This window comes from Faecalibacillus sp. TM498, assembly GCF_020589955.1.
Taxonomy (GTDB): Bacteria; Bacillota_I; Bacilli_A; order Erysipelotrichales; family Coprobacillaceae; genus Faecalibacillus; species Faecalibacillus intestinalis.
Genome location: NZ_JAJDKB010000035.1, coordinates 1 through 16,581 on the forward strand (window position 1 = coordinate 1; position 16,581 = coordinate 16,581).

General features: G+C 28.6%; 16 protein-coding genes and 1 other RNA gene. All 17 read right to left on the bottom strand.

The annotated features are described in order from the left end of the window. Positions 1 to 54 precede the first annotated feature (54 nt). Entirely contained in the window at positions 55 to 1,398 is a 1,344-nt protein-coding gene (locus LJD32_RS10570; RefSeq protein ID WP_227392348.1) for a polysaccharide deacetylase family protein, read from the bottom strand. Positions 1,399 to 1,478: 80 nt separating this feature from the next. Further along, positions 1,479 to 2,327 (bottom strand): 16S rRNA (cytidine(1402)-2'-O)-methyltransferase, encoded by an 849-nt coding sequence (gene rsmI, locus LJD32_RS10575; protein WP_022002028.1) that lies wholly within the window; start codon positions 2,325 to 2,327, stop codon positions 1,479 to 1,481. Next, complete coding sequence (locus LJD32_RS10580; RefSeq protein ID WP_032091119.1) at positions 2,320 to 3,057, bottom strand: tRNA1(Val) (adenine(37)-N6)-methyltransferase; 738 nt, start codon at positions 3,055 to 3,057, stop codon at positions 2,320 to 2,322. The genes rsmI and LJD32_RS10580 overlap by 8 nt, the downstream gene beginning before the upstream one ends. Continuing rightward, positions 3,035 to 3,877, bottom strand: coding sequence for a stage 0 sporulation family protein (locus LJD32_RS10585; protein ID WP_032091118.1), 843 nt, complete (start codon positions 3,875 to 3,877; stop codon positions 3,035 to 3,037). The genes LJD32_RS10580 and LJD32_RS10585 overlap by 23 nt, the downstream gene beginning before the upstream one ends. A gap of 12 nt (positions 3,878 to 3,889) precedes the next feature. After that, positions 3,890 to 4,834: an AAA family ATPase gene (locus tag LJD32_RS10590; protein WP_227359306.1), complete on the bottom strand. Its 945-nt coding sequence runs from the start codon at positions 4,832 to 4,834 to the stop codon at positions 3,890 to 3,892. After that, positions 4,831 to 5,451 (bottom strand): dTMP kinase, encoded by a 621-nt coding sequence (tmk, locus tag LJD32_RS10595; protein WP_032091116.1) that lies wholly within the window; start codon positions 5,449 to 5,451, stop codon positions 4,831 to 4,833. Before tmk ends, LJD32_RS10590 begins: the two co-directional genes overlap by 4 nt. A 74-nt stretch (positions 5,452 to 5,525) precedes the next feature. Continuing rightward, positions 5,526 to 6,116: a recombination mediator RecR gene (gene recR, locus LJD32_RS10600; RefSeq protein WP_022002033.1), complete on the bottom strand. Its 591-nt coding sequence runs from the start codon at positions 6,114 to 6,116 to the stop codon at positions 5,526 to 5,528. A 9-nt stretch (positions 6,117 to 6,125) separates the two neighbouring features. After that, positions 6,126 to 7,928 carry a DNA polymerase III subunit gamma/tau gene (gene dnaX / locus LJD32_RS10605; RefSeq protein WP_227392349.1) on the bottom strand — a complete coding sequence of 601 codons (1,803 nt, stop codon included), beginning with the start codon at positions 7,926 to 7,928 and terminating at the stop codon, positions 6,126 to 6,128. Between the two features lie 50 nt (positions 7,929 to 7,978). After that, complete coding sequence (locus tag LJD32_RS10610; RefSeq protein WP_032091114.1) at positions 7,979 to 8,431, bottom strand: nucleoside deaminase; 453 nt, start codon at positions 8,429 to 8,431, stop codon at positions 7,979 to 7,981. A gap of 16 nt (positions 8,432 to 8,447) precedes the next feature. Next, positions 8,448 to 8,536, bottom strand: an RNA gene (gene ffs, locus LJD32_RS10615) — signal recognition particle sRNA small type. Between the two features lie 25 nt (positions 8,537 to 8,561). Then, positions 8,562 to 9,068, bottom strand: a complete 507-nt coding sequence (locus tag LJD32_RS10620; protein WP_117844693.1) for a GNAT family N-acetyltransferase — start codon at positions 9,066 to 9,068, stop codon at positions 8,562 to 8,564. 40 nt (positions 9,069 to 9,108) lie between these two features. Then, complete coding sequence (gene serS / locus LJD32_RS10625) at positions 9,109 to 10,395, bottom strand: serine--tRNA ligase (RefSeq protein WP_022002037.1); 1,287 nt, start codon at positions 10,393 to 10,395, stop codon at positions 9,109 to 9,111. A 48-nt stretch (positions 10,396 to 10,443) separates the two neighbouring features. Beyond that, positions 10,444 to 10,845: a DUF4186 domain-containing protein gene (locus LJD32_RS10630; RefSeq protein ID WP_227351971.1), complete on the bottom strand. Its 402-nt coding sequence runs from the start codon at positions 10,843 to 10,845 to the stop codon at positions 10,444 to 10,446. Continuing rightward, positions 10,826 to 13,294: a DNA gyrase subunit A gene (gene gyrA, locus LJD32_RS10635; protein ID WP_032091111.1), complete on the bottom strand. Its 2,469-nt coding sequence runs from the start codon at positions 13,292 to 13,294 to the stop codon at positions 10,826 to 10,828. The genes LJD32_RS10630 and gyrA overlap by 20 nt, the downstream gene beginning before the upstream one ends. 12 nt (positions 13,295 to 13,306) lie before the next feature. Next, on the bottom strand, positions 13,307 to 15,235 hold the full coding sequence (gene gyrB / locus LJD32_RS10640) for a DNA topoisomerase (ATP-hydrolyzing) subunit B (protein ID WP_032091110.1): 1,929 nt from the start codon (positions 15,233 to 15,235) through the stop codon (positions 13,307 to 13,309). Then, positions 15,235 to 16,323 carry a DNA replication/repair protein RecF gene (gene recF / locus LJD32_RS10645; protein ID WP_032091109.1) on the bottom strand — a complete coding sequence of 363 codons (1,089 nt, stop codon included), beginning with the start codon at positions 16,321 to 16,323 and terminating at the stop codon, positions 15,235 to 15,237. Before recF ends, gyrB begins: the two co-directional genes overlap by 1 nt. After that, complete coding sequence (yaaA, locus tag LJD32_RS10650) at positions 16,310 to 16,525, bottom strand: S4 domain-containing protein YaaA (protein WP_022002042.1); 216 nt, start codon at positions 16,523 to 16,525, stop codon at positions 16,310 to 16,312. Before yaaA ends, recF begins: the two co-directional genes overlap by 14 nt. Positions 16,526 to 16,581 lie beyond the last annotated feature (56 nt).

Genomic DNA, 16,581 nt, shown 5'->3' on the forward strand with positions numbered 1-16,581 from the left:
CCCTAAAGTTGTCCCCTAAATAATTTGGCTTTCCCCCTAAATTATTTGGTTACCCTATTTATATTCAGAATGTCCTTTATATTTTAATAAATCTGATACAGTAACGAATTGATAACCTTCTTTACTTAATTGATCTAAAGCCATTTCTAATCCAGCAACAGAATTTTCATGAATATCATGAATCAAGACAATATTACCATCACCAGTTTTAGACTTAGCATCTCTAATAATATTATCACATACAATTTGAGCACCATTTGTTACTTTACTATAACGCCAATCTTCTGTATCTCCATCCCATAGAATCATACTTAAACCATAAGAATAGAATGCAGATTTAACTGTATCATTTTTTGCTCCATAAGGTGGTCTTATTAATGTTGGTTCTGTTCCACAGGCTTTAAAACATGCTTCTTGTGTTTTCTTAATTTCTTCATCTAAAGCAGTAACATCTAATTTTGTAAGTTGTGCATGTTGATATGTATGACTTGCTATCTCATGTCCTCTTTCATAAACTGATTTAACAATATCTGGATAAAGATTCATGTTTTGACCTAATTCGAAGAATGTTCCTCGACCGTTATATTTTTCAAATGCATTCATTGCTCTTTCTGTTAATGTTTTATGTGGTCCATCATCCAATGTAATAGCAACCATTTTTTTCTTTGGATCTACTTTCATTAACTTAGGTGCTTTGACATCTAATGGTGCATTAGATGGAATATTTTTATTTGCTAATTTTATGTAATCTTTATTTTCTTTATAATTAATAGTAATTTTATTTTTTAGTTTTTGATCTATAAAATATGTAAAACTATCTTGATCTACTTTAATAGAAGTTGATTCTTTATCATACTCACTCACTCCTAAAGTATTTAATAAATCACCATATTTACCATGTAAACAATCTTTTAATGTTAACAATTGATTTGTTTTACAATCATATGTCATTATTGATTTTGTTGCTTTTGTTTTTGTCTCATCTTCATTAATACGCTTATAATCTAATTCAACAACAACGTATTGTTTATAAATCTTTTTACAAGAGTAATCTAGATATAATATATCTTTTTGATCCTTTTTCTTTTTTTCTGATTTTAAATATGTGCTATATGATTCTTTAATAATTTTATTTAAATTCTTTTCTTTTAATTTAGGATAGTATAATGAAATGTAAAAATCATCATTTTCTTTTTCATAGTGTTGTACTGTTCCATATTGTTTATTTGTTTCATTATAAGTATTATAATCTTCATATTTATTTTTCTCATTAAATAGTAAAAAATAAATACCTCCCAATATCAATATCACAACCAATAATGTAATAATTACAGGTATGGATTTTAATCTTCTTTTGCTTCCATGTCTACCATAATTGTAGCTTTGTTTACTATACATATTTCCTTGTTCCTCCTGCTTATAGTATACCACAAATATATAATTTTATCTTTTGTTTCACGTGAAACAAAAAAATACCATTATTTAGAATGGTATTCTTGATAAACACTATTTTTATTAAGATTTCTTTGTTTAGCAACTTCTTTAATTGCATCTTTAGTAGACATTCCTTTTTCAATATACATATCTACGTCTTCCTTGATTGTTGTTTCAAAAGTTATTTCTTCTTCTACTTCTTGACTACCTTCAACAACAATAACCATTTCTCCTTTTAATTCTTCTACAATAGAAATAATTTCAGAAATATGACCTCTAATGATTTCTTCATGTTTTTTAGTAATTTCTCTACATAAAGCAATATTTCTATCTCCTAGAATATCTAACATTAAATTTAATGTTTTTTTAATTCTATGTGGTGATTCATAAAAAACAATTGTTTCTTTATATTTTTTTAAATCAATTAATTCTTTTTTCTTTTTCTTATCTAAATGATCTAAAAAACCATAAAACATAAATGGTTGTGGAGCAATTCCCGAAACAACTAAAGCATCTAAACAAGCATTACATCCTGAAATAGGAACAACATTTATTTCATGTTCTATTGCTTCTTTAACTAATTCATATCCAGGATCAGAAATAGCAGGATAACCGGCATCACTTACTAAAGCAATATCATTTCCTTCTTCTAATAATTGTATAAGTTTAGGAATTGATTGTTTTATGTTATGTTCATGATGAGAAATAAGTTTTGTTGAAATTTCAAAATGATTTAAAAGCTTAACAGTATTTCTTGTATCTTCTGCAGCAATATATTTTACATTTTTTAAAGTATTAATAGATCGATATGTCATTTCATCTAAATTACCAATAGGTGTTGCTACTAAATATAATGTTGGTCTTTCATTTTCAAAACTCTTTTGTCTATTCATCTATCTTCTCTCCAAACATTCTTCTTACTTCATTACTGTAACTTCCATCATCATTATGTGCATATAACGGTGGTTCGATTTTTAATCCTTTTTTTCCTTTATACATTCCTTCTACTAATAAGACATGTGAATCTCTATTCATTTTAGGATATACAAAACGTATTCTTTTAGGTTCAATATCATATTTTTGCATAATATTTAAAATATCAATCATACGATCAGGTCGATGAACAATTGCAAATCTTCCTTTGTTGTCTAATAAATAAGCTGCCGCTGAAATAATACCTTCTAAATCAATTTTTATTTCATGACGTGCTATTGTTAAATATTCATTATCATTTAAGTTACTATTTTCCCCTACTTCAAAAAATGGTGGATTGCAAACAATCAGCTGTGCTTTTGGTAACTCTTTGACAACATCTTTAATATCTCCATGAACGATTTCAATTTGGTCATTTAAATCATTCATCTCAACATTTCTTCTAGCAAGATCAACCGCTTCATCTTGAATTTCTATACCTATAATTTTTTTAAGTGTTCTTTTTGAAAGCAATAATGGAATAGCAGCATTATTTGTACCAAAATCAACAATATTTTTTACATCTTTATTGATTGTACAAAACTGTGATAATAAAACAGTATCCAAAGAAAAGTTAAACATATCTTTTCTTTGGATAATTTTCAAATCATTATGTGCTAATAAATAATTAATGACTTCTTGGTTTTCCATTTTTCTTTCCTGCATGATTATTTTTATCAAATTTAATTTCGTCTAAACCAACGAATACAATTCCATTATTTGTTTCAATTTTAACAAGATCATTAATAACATTTAATCCTGTTACTTTTACATCTTTATCTTGATATTTTACATGTGATCCTATTTTAGGAAAACGTTCTTTTTCTAAAGAATAAATTTCATCTTCATATTTTAAACAACACATTAATCTTCCACATGCACCTGATATTTTTTCTATATTAATTGCTAACATTTGATTTTTAGCCATATTAATAGAAACTCCATTAAATTCTCCTAAAAGAGTTGAACAACATAATGGTAAACCACATGTTCCAATTCCACCAATTACTTTTGCTTTATCTCTTGGACCAATTTGTCTTAACTCTATTCTGCATTTGAAAACAACAGCTAATTCCTTTAATAGTTCCCTAAAATCAACACGATCATCGGAAGTGTACATAAAAATAACTTTTGCTTTATCTAATGTATATTCACAATTAGTAAGTTGCATATTAACATCGTATCTTGAAACAATTTCTTTACATGTTACTAATGCTTGTTTTGCATCCCTAACATTTTTTTGATAATTTTCTATATCTTTTTTTGTAGCTTTTCTAACTATCTTTTTTAATTCTGTATCTAAATTAAATTCTGATATATCTTTTAATTCCTGTGATATTTCTCCAAGTTCTAATCCTCTAGCAGTTTCTACAACTACTCGGTCATCTTTTTTTAATTTTAAATTTGTGGAAAAATAATAGATCTTACCAGCACTTTTAAATTTTACACTTGCAAGTTTAATTTCTTCCATATAAATTCCTTTCTATATTCTATACATCATACTATCCATAAGTAATGGAATATTAGCATTTGTATCTAATAAGTATGATGTTTCTAATAATAATTCAATTTTCTTTATTATATCATTGTTATCATATGTTAGTGAATTAAAAAATTCTACGTGATTACAAAAAACAGCTTTTTCATTTTGTTTCACGTGAAACATATCCTTAAGTGCAAGAATAATTAAATTAATAAATAATTTAATATTTTCCTTTTCTTTATGATCTTTAAGCATATGAATTTGTGTGTTTATGATAAGATTTTCTCTATATAAAAATAAATCCTCAATAAAATTAATTGCTTGTAACATAATATCATCAAAATTATCCTGATTTAAATTTTCTAAATCATCTTCATCTTTAATAATATAAGATAAGACACTTGCTTTTTCTTCTTCATATCCTTTAGCAATCAATTTTTCTTTAAGTACTTCTTTATTATCTGGTTTTAATTCTATAACCTGACATCTAGATATAATCGTTGGTAAAATACGATTGATATTTTTAGTTGTAAAAATTGCATAAATACCTTCTGTTGGTTCTTCTAATATTTTAAGTAAAGCATTCATAGCTTCTTTGGTTGTTTTTTCAACATTCTTTAAAATATAAACTTTTGCCTTACCTTCAAGAGAAGACTTTTTGAAAGTTTCTTGTATATTTTCAATGTGTTTCTTTTTAATACTTTCCTCTTCTCCATCAATTTCTATAATATCTGCATATTGATGGTTTAATACTTTTTTACAATCTATACATTGTTCACAAGCTAAGGTTTCATTACATATAAGTGACATTGTTAGAAACTGTAATGGTTGATCAGTATTATTTCCAACAAGTAAGAATGCATGTGGTATTTTTTTTAAGTTAAATTCATTTTCAATAATTCTATAGAATAAAGGTTGATTTTCTTTTAAATAATCTTTGATCATAATATTTTCTTAATTTCCTTTAAGGCATCTTGTACAACATCTTCAACCTTTTGATCTGCATTGATTTTTACAATACGATCACTATATTGTTTACAAATTGTTAAATAACCTTCATAAACATTTTTATGAAAATCACTTTTTTCTAAATCTAATCGGTTGGTTTCTCTTTGATTAACTTTAATTCTTTCTAATCCTTTTTTATAATCAATATCAAAGAATAAAGTTTTATCTGGCATAACATCGTTTATCGCAAATAAATTCATATTATAAACTTCATCAATTCCTAGATTTCTAGCAACACCTTGATAAGCAAGTGAACTATCTACAAAACGATCACATAATACAATATACCCTTCTTTTAAAGCTGGTAATACTTTTTCTACAAGATGTTGTCTTCTTGCTGCTGCATATAATAAAGCTTCTGTACGTGCATCCATTTTTGTATTTTTCTTATCTAAAATAACATTTCTTATTTGTTCAGCAATATCAACCCCACCTGGTTCTCTTGTAAGTAAGACTTTGTATCCTGATTCATTTAATATTTTTACAAGTTCTTTAGAAACTGTTGTTTTTCCACTACCTTCTGGTCCTTCTAATGTAATAAACTTTCCTGTCATAATACTTCTCTCCTCTTTCTTCATTATTATAACTGATTTTTCTATTTAAACAAGAAAAGACCTCTTGCAAGGTCTTATATTTTCTTTCTTCCTTCTAAAGATTTTAATAATGTTAATTCATCTGCATAATCAATATTACTTCCTATTGGTAATCCATTAGCAATTCTACTTGTTTCTATTCCTTTTTTCGCTAACAACTTAGCTAGAAACAACGCTGTTGTTTCACCTTCTCTTGTAGGATTCGTTGCAATAATCACTTCTTTAACTCCATCAAGTCTTTCAAATAAAGAATTAATATTTAAATCATCTATCGTTTTACCATCAATCATAGAAATCGTCCCATGTAAAACATGATATAATCCATGATATTCTCTTACCTTTTCCATAGCAAAAACATCTTTAGGACTTTCTACAACACAAATAACTGATTGATCCCTTGTTTCATCTTTACAAATTTCACAAAGTTCACCTTCACAAATATGTCCACATTTTTTACAGTAATGGATATTATCTTGAAAATGAGCTAACACATTTGCAAACTCTTGGACATATTCTTTATCCATTGATAAAACATGATAAGCTAATCTTTCTGCAGATTTACCACCTATTCCTGGTAGTCTTTTAAAACATTCAACTAAATCTGTAAATGACTTTGGATAATTCATAATACACTCCTATTCTTCAAATTCAACAATCTCATCACCAAACATATCAATCGCATATTGTTGAGCTTCTGTAAGTTCTACAACCGGTTCATGATATTCATCAATATGATGTAAAACAATTGGTTGTGGTTGTGGTAATTTTTTTTCTTTATTAAGTTGAATAAATTTTTGTCTCATATTTGGCCAATCTGCTTCCATTACTGCAATAAAATCATATTCTGATCCTAAAACTTCCTTTAAGAAATTTTTTAATGGATAATAATTTTCTGTATAGTTAATACTATTCACTTCTGGTTGATATTTCAATGTCAAAATAAAACCTTTTTCGCCAGCAGCTACAGGTTTAGCATCACATAGCATATTTGCATATTTAGCAGTATTAAGATTATAACAATATCTTCTAATAACTGACCATTTATCTTGAATATCATTTAAAACTGTTCTTTTTGCCTGTACTAAAATATTTAAAATGTCATTAAAGTCTACTTCTATTTGAGCTGTTGTTTTTACTTCTTTTACTTCTTCTTTAGCTTCTTCCACAGGAGTTTCTACTTGTTCAACTTTCGGTTCTTTCTTTTCTTCTACCTTTTCTTGTAAATCTTCTTGAGGTTCAATTACTGGTTCTTGTATCTTTTCTACTGGTTTTTCAACCACTTCTTCTTGTTGAACTTCAACCAATGTTTCATGTGAAACATTTTCAATAACTTTTGGTTCTTCTACAGCAACTTCTTTATGTTCATTTTCAATTTGATTACATATCTTTAATAAAGCTAATTCAAAATATGTTGATGAATCTACAGCCTGTCCATAATGACTACTTGCATCCATAAAAATATCAATCATTTGAAATGCTTCTTCTACTAATATATAAGGAACAATTTGTTGGATATCGTTTTTATGCAAAACAAATAATAAAGATAAATCTTGCGTGTTTTTAAAAATAATAACATCTTTTAAAACATCTATTAAATCTTGTGTCAATCTCTTTAAATCAATACTTAAAGACATCATATGATCTAATGTTTTTAAAACATTCTTCATATCCTTTGTCAGTAATAATTTAATTAAACGTATTTTTTCATCATTTGCTAATAAACCATAAACTTTATTAATATTTTCTACTGTTAAATGTCTATCATACGCTAAACATTGTTCTAAAATACTTAAAGCATCCCTCATTCCCCCATCAGCCAACTTAGAAATAATTTCAAGAGATTCTTCATCATATTCTACATTTTCTTCTTTTAATACATATTCCAAACGACTAATAATATCATGTTCATCCACACGTTTGAAATCAAATCTTTGACAACGTGAAATAATAGTTGGCAAAATTTTATGTGGTTCTGTTGTTGCTAGAATAAATACGATATGTGCTGGAGGTTCTTCTAATGTTTTTAATAAAGCATTGAATGCTTCAGGTGTCATCATATGAACTTCATCAATAATATAAACTTTATATTTAGCATTAATAGGGGCATATTTTACTTTATCTATCAAATCTCTAACTTCATTGACTCCATTATTACTTGCTGCATCAATTTCAATAACATCAGGATGATCTCCTTGAGTAATTGCTTTACAGTTAGGACATTCATTACATGGAGGATGATCTCCTGTACAGTTAATAGCTTTAGCTAATATTTTAGCAATCGTTGTTTTCCCTGTTCCACGTGGTCCAGCAAATAAATAAGCATGCGCTATTCTATTTTCTTTAATTGCATTTTTTAATGTAATTGTAACATGACTTTGTCCAGCGACATCTTCAAATGTTTGCGGACGATAAGTACGATACAAGGCTTTATATGACATATTATCAACTCCTATCTCCTACATTATACACGAAAAAAAGATATGAGTAATCATATCTTTTGACGTTTCTTTTTAAAATAGTCTTTTATTAACTTTGAACATTTATCTTTTAAAATATCTGATTGAATCATGGGAATATAATTAAGTTTAGGATCTGGTAAATGAATCAATTTATCTAAAGACATCCATCTTGTATCACTTGCACCATAAACAACTCTTTGAATATGGCTTTGAATAATAGCTCCCGAACACATTAAACAAGGTTCTAAAGTTGTATAAAGTGTACATTCATCTAAGCGCCATCTTTCTATTTTTTTACAAGCTTCTTCAATAGCTAACATTTCTGCATGACCATAAGTTTGATTTAAATACTCTCTTTGATTATATGCACGGGCAATAATTTGATCATCTTTTACAATGATACATCCAATTGGCACATCATCATGTTTTAATGCTTTTAAAGCTTCTTGATAAGCTATTTCCATATATTCTTCATCATTCATCTTTTTTTCCTCTAAAAATAAAGACCATCACACATAGACGGTACTTCTTAATGCTGCTACCTTCCGGTCCTGACATGGTTCGAAGCCGCCTATTGTAATGGCAAATATGATTATAGCGTATTTTAGATTTTTAATCAATATATAAATTCATTAAAAGTGCATCATAATACTTTTGATTGACATTAAACATTTGAGGATATCTCCCTATTTCTTGAAAATTAAACTTTTTATAAAGATTAATAGCTGATAAATTATCCTCTTTCACTTCTAAATCAAGAATTTTTAAAGATGTTTCTTTGATCATTTCTAAAGCTTCTTCCATCATCATTGAAGCAATCCCCATATTCCAATATTCTTTTTTTACAGTGATTGCAAAATGACCAATATGTTTTAATCTTTCTTTTTGTTCACCTTGAATAGATAATAAAGAAACAAGTTCATCATCAATAAAACCACATAAAAGTAAACTATTCTCTTGATCAATAAAATCTTGAATAACTTCCATTTCTTCAAATTCATTTAAATAACATTCATTTAAACCATAAGTTAAGTTATCACTTTCTCCCCCAACCTGATTTAAATAATCAATAATCATTGAAGCATCCTCAATTTCTGCTTCACTTATAAATAATTCCATCTTTCTTTTACCTTTCTATAAAAAAGAGTCACCGAAGTGACTATTTTTTAGGAATAATAATATCTTTACCACCCATATAAGGACGTAACGCTTCTGGAATATTAATAGATCCATCTTCATTATAGTTATTTTCAATAAAAGCAATAACTGCTCTTGTTGAAGCTAAAACTGTATTATTTAAAGTAGAAACATAATAATTTCCATTTTCACCTTTAGCACGAATACCTAAACGTCTAGCTTGTGCATCTCCTAATGTTGAACAAGAACCAACTTCAAAATATTTTTGTTGTCTTGGTGACCAAGCTTCGACATCACATGATTTAACTTTTAAATCAGCTAAATCTCCAGAACAACATTCTAATGTTCTTACTGGAATATCTAAACTTCTAAATAATTCAACTGTATATGACCACATTTTGTCATACCATTCCATAGCTTCTTCTGGTTTACATAAAACAACCATTTCTTGTTTTTCAAATTGATGAACACGATAAATACCACGTTCTTCAATACCATGAGCACCTACTTCTTTTCTAAAACATGGTGAATAAGAAGTCATTGTAATTGGTAATTCTTCTTCTTTAACGATTTGATCTTTAAATTTACCAATCATACTATGTTCAGAAGTTCCAATTAAGTATAAATCTTCACCTTCAATTTTATACATCATAGCATCCATTTCATCAAATGACATAACACCTGTAACAACATCACTACGAATCATGAATGGTGGAATACAATAAGTAAATCCTTTATCAATCATGAAATCTCTAGCGTATGAAAGCATTGCTGATGATAAACGAGCGATATCTCCCATTAAATAATAGAAACCATTTCCACTTGTTCTACCTGAAGCTTCTTTATCTAAACCATTAAAACGAGCAATGATATCAGCATGATATGGAATTTCATACTCAGGTACAACTGGATCTCCGTATTTTTGAATTTCTACGTTTTCTGAATCATCTTTTCCAATAGGTACTGAATCATGAATGATATTTGGTATTTTCATCATGATTTCTTTTAATTCTTTACCATATTCTTCTTCTTTAACTTCTAAATCTTTTAATTCTTCTGCCATAGAAGTTACTTTTGCTTTAATTTCTTCAGCTTCATCTCTTTTGCCTTCTCTCATTAAAGCACCAATTTCTTTAGAATATTTATTTCTTAAACTTCTAATTTCACTTGCTCTTGTGACAACTTCACGATAATCTTTATCTAATTTATAAGCTTCATCTACTAATCCAACTTTTTCATCTTGAAATTTTTTCTTCATATTTTCTTTGACTAAAGTAGGATTTTCTCTAATTAAATTAATATCAATCATTTTCTTTCCCCTTATATTATTAATAACTGCCTTGATTATACATCAAGGCTATTTTCTTTGCAATTCTCTTTTAATCCAAGCCATAATCACTTGAACAATCATCTCTTGTTGACTGTCATTTAACTGTGTATGTGGCTTAATATGATACCACTTATATAAACACCCTCGACAACATGAAGCCGTGGCATGTTGAGCAATAAACACAGGATGATTTTTCATCGGTGTTTGCTTTCCATCATTTAAAATCACAGCCGGTGCTATTCTTTTAGAAATAAAATCTCTGGCGTGTTGTTCTATAACATCTAAGCCTTTTTCATTACAATAATCTTTATACTTTTTAGCAAGATGAAAAGAACTTCTAAACTTTGAATGATCTAAACGATTAAACAATCTTTTTAATTCTTCTCCATTCATTTCTAAAAGAGTCAGATTACTCTGACTCTTCTTCACCTTCTTCTACAACTTCTTCTTCATTTTTAGCAACAACTTCCACAGAAGAAACCTTGCTATCATGTACTTTAATAAGTCTTACACCTTGAGTCGCACGTCCTGCTGTTTTAACTTGTTCCATAGGTAAACGAATCACAATACCATCATCTGTAATAATTAATAAATCTTCATTACCTTCTACTGCTCTAATCGCTACAATTTGTCCATTACGTTCAGTAACATTAATTGTTTTAACACCTTTTCCACCACGATTAGAAACACGATATTCATCAATTGGTGACATCTTACCATAACCTTTTTCCGTAACAACCATAATTAATTGTCCTTCTCGGTTTGTTGTCATACCAATAACTTTAGAACCATCAACATTAATACCTCTTACACCACTTGCACTTCTTCCCATTGGTCTAACATGACCTTCAGAGAATCTTACAAGTTTACCATTACTAGCAGCAATTAAGATTTCATCATCCCCTTTAGTTAATTTAACACCAACTAAAGAATCATCTTCTTTTAACTTAATAGCAATCTTACCTGTTTGTCTAATGTTTTCAAATTCTGAAATATCAACACGTTTAACTAAACCTTGTTCAGTTGCAAAGAATAAATACCAATGTTTATCTTCTTCAATCATTTTCTTATTAATATTAATTAATGATTTAACACTTTCATCTTTATCAAGATTTAAAATATTAACAATTGGTAATCCCTTAGCAGTTCTACCAAATTCAGGAATATTATATCCTTTCAAACGGTATACCTTTCCTTTATTTGTAAAGATCAATAAATCATCATGTGTTGACATATGAATAAGTGAACTAATGACATCATCTTGTGTTGTTGCCATACCTTTGACACCACGTCCACCTCTATTTTGAGATTTATAAGTATCTACTGGCATACGTTTTACATAACCATTATTAGTAAGTGAAATAATAACATCTTCTACTGGAATTAAATCTTCATCTTCAATATCAAATGTACCTTGAATAATTTCAGTACGACGTTTATCACCATATTTTTCTTTCATTTCTAATAATTCATTTCTAATGATTTCTAAGATACGTTCTTCATTAGCAAGAATATCTTTTAAATCAGCAATTGTAATTAATAAATTATTTAATTCTTCTTCAATCTTTTCTCTTTCCAAACCAGCTAAACGTTGTAATTGCATTTCTCTTACAGCTTTAGCTTGTTTATCAGACATTCCAAATTCATCCATTAATCTTTGTTGAATGATTTCAGTTGTTCTACTTGTACGAATTAATTGAATAATTTCATCGATATGATCTAAGGCTTTCTTTAAACCTTCTAAAATATGTGCTCTTGCTTCTGCTTTATTTAATTCAAATTGTGTTCTACGACGAATAACTTCTTCTTGATGTTGTAAATAATATTGAATTAATTCTTTAAGTGTTAAAGTTTTAGGTTCATTATTAACTAAAGCAATATTATTGACACCAAATGTTGTTTGTAAAGAAGTTAATTTATATAATTGATTTAAAATAACTTCTGCTTGAACATCTCTCTTTAATTCAATGACAATTCGAATCCCTTCACGGTTTGATTCATCACGAACATCACTAATACCTTCAACAACTTTATCACGTGCTAAATGCGCAATCTTTTCGACTAATCTTGCTTTATTTACTTGATAAGGAATTTCATAAGCAACAATTCTTTGTCTACCCTTATGTTCTTCAATTTCTGTTTTAGCACGCATAACAATAAGACCATTACCTGTTTCATAGGCTTTTTTAATAGCGCTCTTTCCTAAAATATATCCACCAGTTGGAAAATCAGGCCCTTGAATATAATTTTCCATTAATTCTAAAACAGTAATATCAGGATTTTTACTTACCGCAATAACGGCATCAATCACTTCACCAATATTATGAGGTGGCATATTTGTAGCCATCCCAACAGCGATTCCTGTTGTCCCATTGACCAATAAGTTAGGAATACGACAAGGTAATACCGATGGTTCTCTTTCTTCACCATCATAGTTTGGAATAAAATCAATCGTATCTTTATTGATATCTCTCATTAATTCCATTGAAATTTTAGACATTCTCGCTTCAGTATAACGCATAGCGGCAGCGCCGTCACCGTCAATTGAACCAAAGTTTCCATGACCATCTACAAGCATATAACGATATGAGAAATCTTGTGCCATTCTCACTAAGGCTTCATAAATTGAAGAATCTCCATGAGGGTGATATTTCCCCATAACTTCCCCAACGATACGCGCAGATTTCTTATACGCTTTATCACTATAACAACCAAGTTCATTCATACCATAAACAATACGTCTTTGAACTGGTTTCATTCCATCTCTTACATCAGGTAATGCACGTGCTACGATAACTGACATGGCATAATTCATGAAAGAAGTTTTCATTTCTGATGTTAATTGAATTTTTCTAATTCCTTTTTCTTGATTATCCATTTTCTACTCCTTCTAAATATCTAAATCAGTTACATATTTTGCGTTTTCTTGAATAAATTCTCTACGAGGTTCAACTTTTTCTCCCATTAATACATCAAAAATCATATCAGCTTCCATTGCTTCATCTAATTCAATACGATTTAAAATACGATGTTCAGGATCCATTGTTGTTTCCCATAATTGATCCGCATTCATTTCTCCTAACCCTTTATATCTTTGGATAGAATATTTTGCACCTTCACCTAACTTTGTTCTTAAATCATCTAATTCTTCATCACTATATAAATAATGTTCTTCTTTTCCATGTTTTAATAAATAAAGTGGAGGTTGAGCCGCATAAACAAAGCCACCTTCAATTAAAGGTTTTAAATAACGATATAAGAAAGTTAACATTAAAATACGAATATGTCCTCCATCGACATCGGCGTCGGTCATAATAACGATTTTATGATAACGTAATTTATTAATATCAAAATCTTCACCAATTCCTGTACCAAAAGCAGTAATCATACTACGAATCGTATCACTTGATAAAACACGATCTAATCGCGCTTTTTCAACATTTAAGATTTTACCACGAAGCGGTAAGATAGCTTGAATACGACGATCTCTACCCATCTTAGCACTACCTCCGGCAGAATCCCCTTCGACAATGAAGATTTCACATTCACTAGCATCTCTTGATGAGCAGTCAGCTAATTTCCCAGGCAATGATGTAATTTCCATTCCTGTTTTTCTTCTTGTCATTTCACGTGCTTTTTTCGCAGCTAAACGTGCATGAGAAGCAACGATTGCTTTTTCAACAATAATTTTGGCAGTATCAGGATTTTCTAATAAAAATTGATCCAATGATTTAGAAATAATATTTGAAGCAATTTTTCTTACTTCTGCATTTCCTAATTTTGTTTTTGTTTGTCCTTCATATTGAGGATCAGGATGTTTAACAGAAATAATCGCTGTTAAACCTTCACGACAATCTTCTCCTGATAAAGCATCATCTTTTTCTTTTAAGAAGTTTCCTTTTCTTGCATAGTTATTAATAACCCTTGTAAGAGCTAAACGAAAACCTTCTTCATGTGTTCCTCCTTCATGTGTATTAATATTATTACAGAAAGAGTAAATATTTTCTTGATAACCATCATTATATTGCATTGAAACTTCAATCTTAATATCATTTTGCATATCTTCTACATAAATGATTTCATCATGAATTGGTGTTTTATTTTTGTTGATATAAGCAACATATTCCTTAATACCACCTTCATACATATAATCATGTTCACGATTTTGTCCATCTCTTAAATCAGTTAAACTAATTCTTAATCCCTTATTTAAGAAAGCAAGTTCTCTAATTCTTTGTCTTAAAACTTCATAATCATAAGTTGTTGTTTCTTTAAAGATTTCAGCATCTGCTTTAAAAGTAACCTTTGTTCCTTGCTTATCAGTATGTCCTAATTCTTTTAATGGTGCAACTGGTGTCCCACCATTTTCAAATCTTTGATAGTATTCTTTTCCATCACGATAAACATTGACTTCTAGCCATGAAGATAAGGCATTAACAACAGAAGCACCTACACCATGCAATCCACCGGAAACTTTGTAGCCTCCGCCACCAAATTTACCACCAGCATGTAAAACAGTAAAAATTGTTTCAACTGTTGATTTACCTGTCTTAGCGTGTTTTCCAGTTGGCATTCCACGACCATCATCAATAACTTCAACTACATCGTCATCTTTCAAAATTACTTTAATATGACTTGCATACCCTGCTAAAGCTTCATCGATTGAGTTATCAACAATTTCCCAAACCAAATGATGTAACCCTCTAGATGATGTTGTACCAATATACATACCCGGTCTTTTTCTAACAGCTTCTAATCCTTCTAATACTTGGATATCTGACTCATCATAGCTATGTTGTACTTTATTTTCTTCTGCCATCATTTTTCCTCCCTATGATTAATATTAATTTTCTTAGCTTCTTTAATAACATGATGTTCTATTCCATCTATTGATGTTGTTGTAATAAACGTTTGAATACGATTATTTAAAATATCTAAAAGTTTTGTTTTTCTTTGATCATCTAATTCTGATAAAACATCATCTAATAAAAGAATAGGATATTCTCCAATTTCTTCTTTTATTAATTCTATTAAAGCTATTTTCATACTTAAAACGATTGTTCTTTGTTGACCTTGAGAAGCAAACTGATGTGCACTCTTATTATCAATAAAGATCTTCATATCTTCCTTATGAATTCCATAATAAGTACTTAAATATCTTAAATCTCTTTCAAATCCTTTTTGATAAAGTTTTAAAATATCTTCTTTATTAACATTTTTAATAAAACATTCATACTGCAATTCAACGATCTCATGACAATTTGCAATATTTAAATAAATATCTTTTACTTTTAAAGATAAACGTTCGATAAAATTATTTCTTTTTTCAATAATCTTAATTTGAACTTCAGCTAATTGCTCATCTAAAGTTTCTAGATATTCATCATATTTACCTCTTCTTTGATTCAATAATTTAAGATACTGATTTCTTTCCTTTAATAATCGATTATACTTAGTAAGATAAAAAACATAAATTGGTGAGATTTTAGATAACTCCAAATCTAAAAACTTTCTTCTAATACTCGGAGAACCTTTAACCAATGATAAATCATCTGGTACAAAGACAACCGCATTTAAATAACCTACATAATCTGAAATCTTTAAAATATCTTTTCCATCTACTTTTGCTTTTTTGGATTCCTTAGATAAAATAAGTTCTAATTGATGCATTCTTTCATTAGAAAAAACATTTCCTTTTACTTTTGCAAAGTCATGATCAAATTGAATCATTTGATCATTGATATGTGTTCTAAAAGATTTACAGACAGATAATAAATAGATTGCTTCGATAATATTCGTTTTCCCTTGAGCATTCCCACCAATTAAAATATTAATTCCTTGATCAAACTCAATAAAAAAATGATTATAATTTCTAAAATCAGTCAGTTCTAAATTATTGATGCGCATTTATACAATAAAAATTTCCTTCAAATTCAACTTGGTCACCATCATGAAGCTTTTTTCCTCTTCTAAGTTCCACTTCACCATTGACCTTTACTTGACCATCTTTAATAATCATTTTTGCTTCAATCCCACTAGATACAAGATTAACAAATTTTAAAAATTGATCTAATTTAATATATTCATCTTTAATTGGTATTTCTTTCATACTTAACCTTCTTTTCTCTATAATTGTACTAAGTTAGTATATCATAAAAATCATAA

Excerpts from the sequence above, each read along its gene's own strand:
- LJD32_RS10585 (WP_032091118.1), bottom strand. The coding sequence starts at position 3,877 with ATGGAAGAAATTAAACTTGCAAGTGTAAAATTTAAAAGTGCTGGTAAG.
- LJD32_RS10570 (WP_227392348.1), bottom strand. The coding sequence starts at position 1,398 with ATGTATAGTAAACAAAGCTACAATTATGGTAGACATGGAAGCAAAAGA.
- recF (WP_032091109.1), bottom strand. The coding sequence starts at position 16,323 with ATGCGCATCAATAATTTAGAACTGACTGATTTTAGAAATTATAATCAT.
- gyrB (WP_032091110.1), bottom strand. The coding sequence starts at position 15,235 with ATGGCAGAAGAAAATAAAGTACAACATAGCTATGATGAGTCAGATATC.
- LJD32_RS10590 (WP_227359306.1), bottom strand. The coding sequence starts at position 4,834 with ATGATCAAAGATTATTTAAAAGAAAATCAACCTTTATTCTATAGAATT.
- LJD32_RS10610 (WP_032091114.1), bottom strand. The coding sequence starts at position 8,431 with ATGAATGATGAAGAATATATGGAAATAGCTTATCAAGAAGCTTTAAAA.
- gyrA (WP_032091111.1), bottom strand. The coding sequence starts at position 13,294 with ATGGATAATCAAGAAAAAGGAATTAGAAAAATTCAATTAACATCAGAA.
- recR (WP_022002033.1), bottom strand. The coding sequence starts at position 6,116 with ATGAATTATCCAAAGTCATTTACAGATTTAGTTGAATGTTTTAAAAGA.
- dnaX (WP_227392349.1), bottom strand. The coding sequence starts at position 7,928 with ATGTCATATAAAGCCTTGTATCGTACTTATCGTCCGCAAACATTTGAA.
- LJD32_RS10620 (WP_117844693.1), bottom strand. The coding sequence starts at position 9,068 with ATGGAATTATTTATAAGTGAAGCAGAAATTGAGGATGCTTCAATGATT.
- tmk (WP_032091116.1), bottom strand. The coding sequence starts at position 5,451 with ATGACAGGAAAGTTTATTACATTAGAAGGACCAGAAGGTAGTGGAAAA.
- LJD32_RS10580 (WP_032091119.1), bottom strand. The coding sequence starts at position 3,057 with ATGGAAAACCAAGAAGTCATTAATTATTTATTAGCACATAATGATTTG.
- yaaA (WP_022002042.1), bottom strand. The coding sequence starts at position 16,525 with ATGAAAGAAATACCAATTAAAGATGAATATATTAAATTAGATCAATTT.
- serS (WP_022002037.1), bottom strand. The coding sequence starts at position 10,395 with ATGATTGATATTAATTTAATTAGAGAAAATCCTACTTTAGTCAAAGAA.
- rsmI (WP_022002028.1), bottom strand. The coding sequence starts at position 2,327 with ATGAATAGACAAAAGAGTTTTGAAAATGAAAGACCAACATTATATTTA.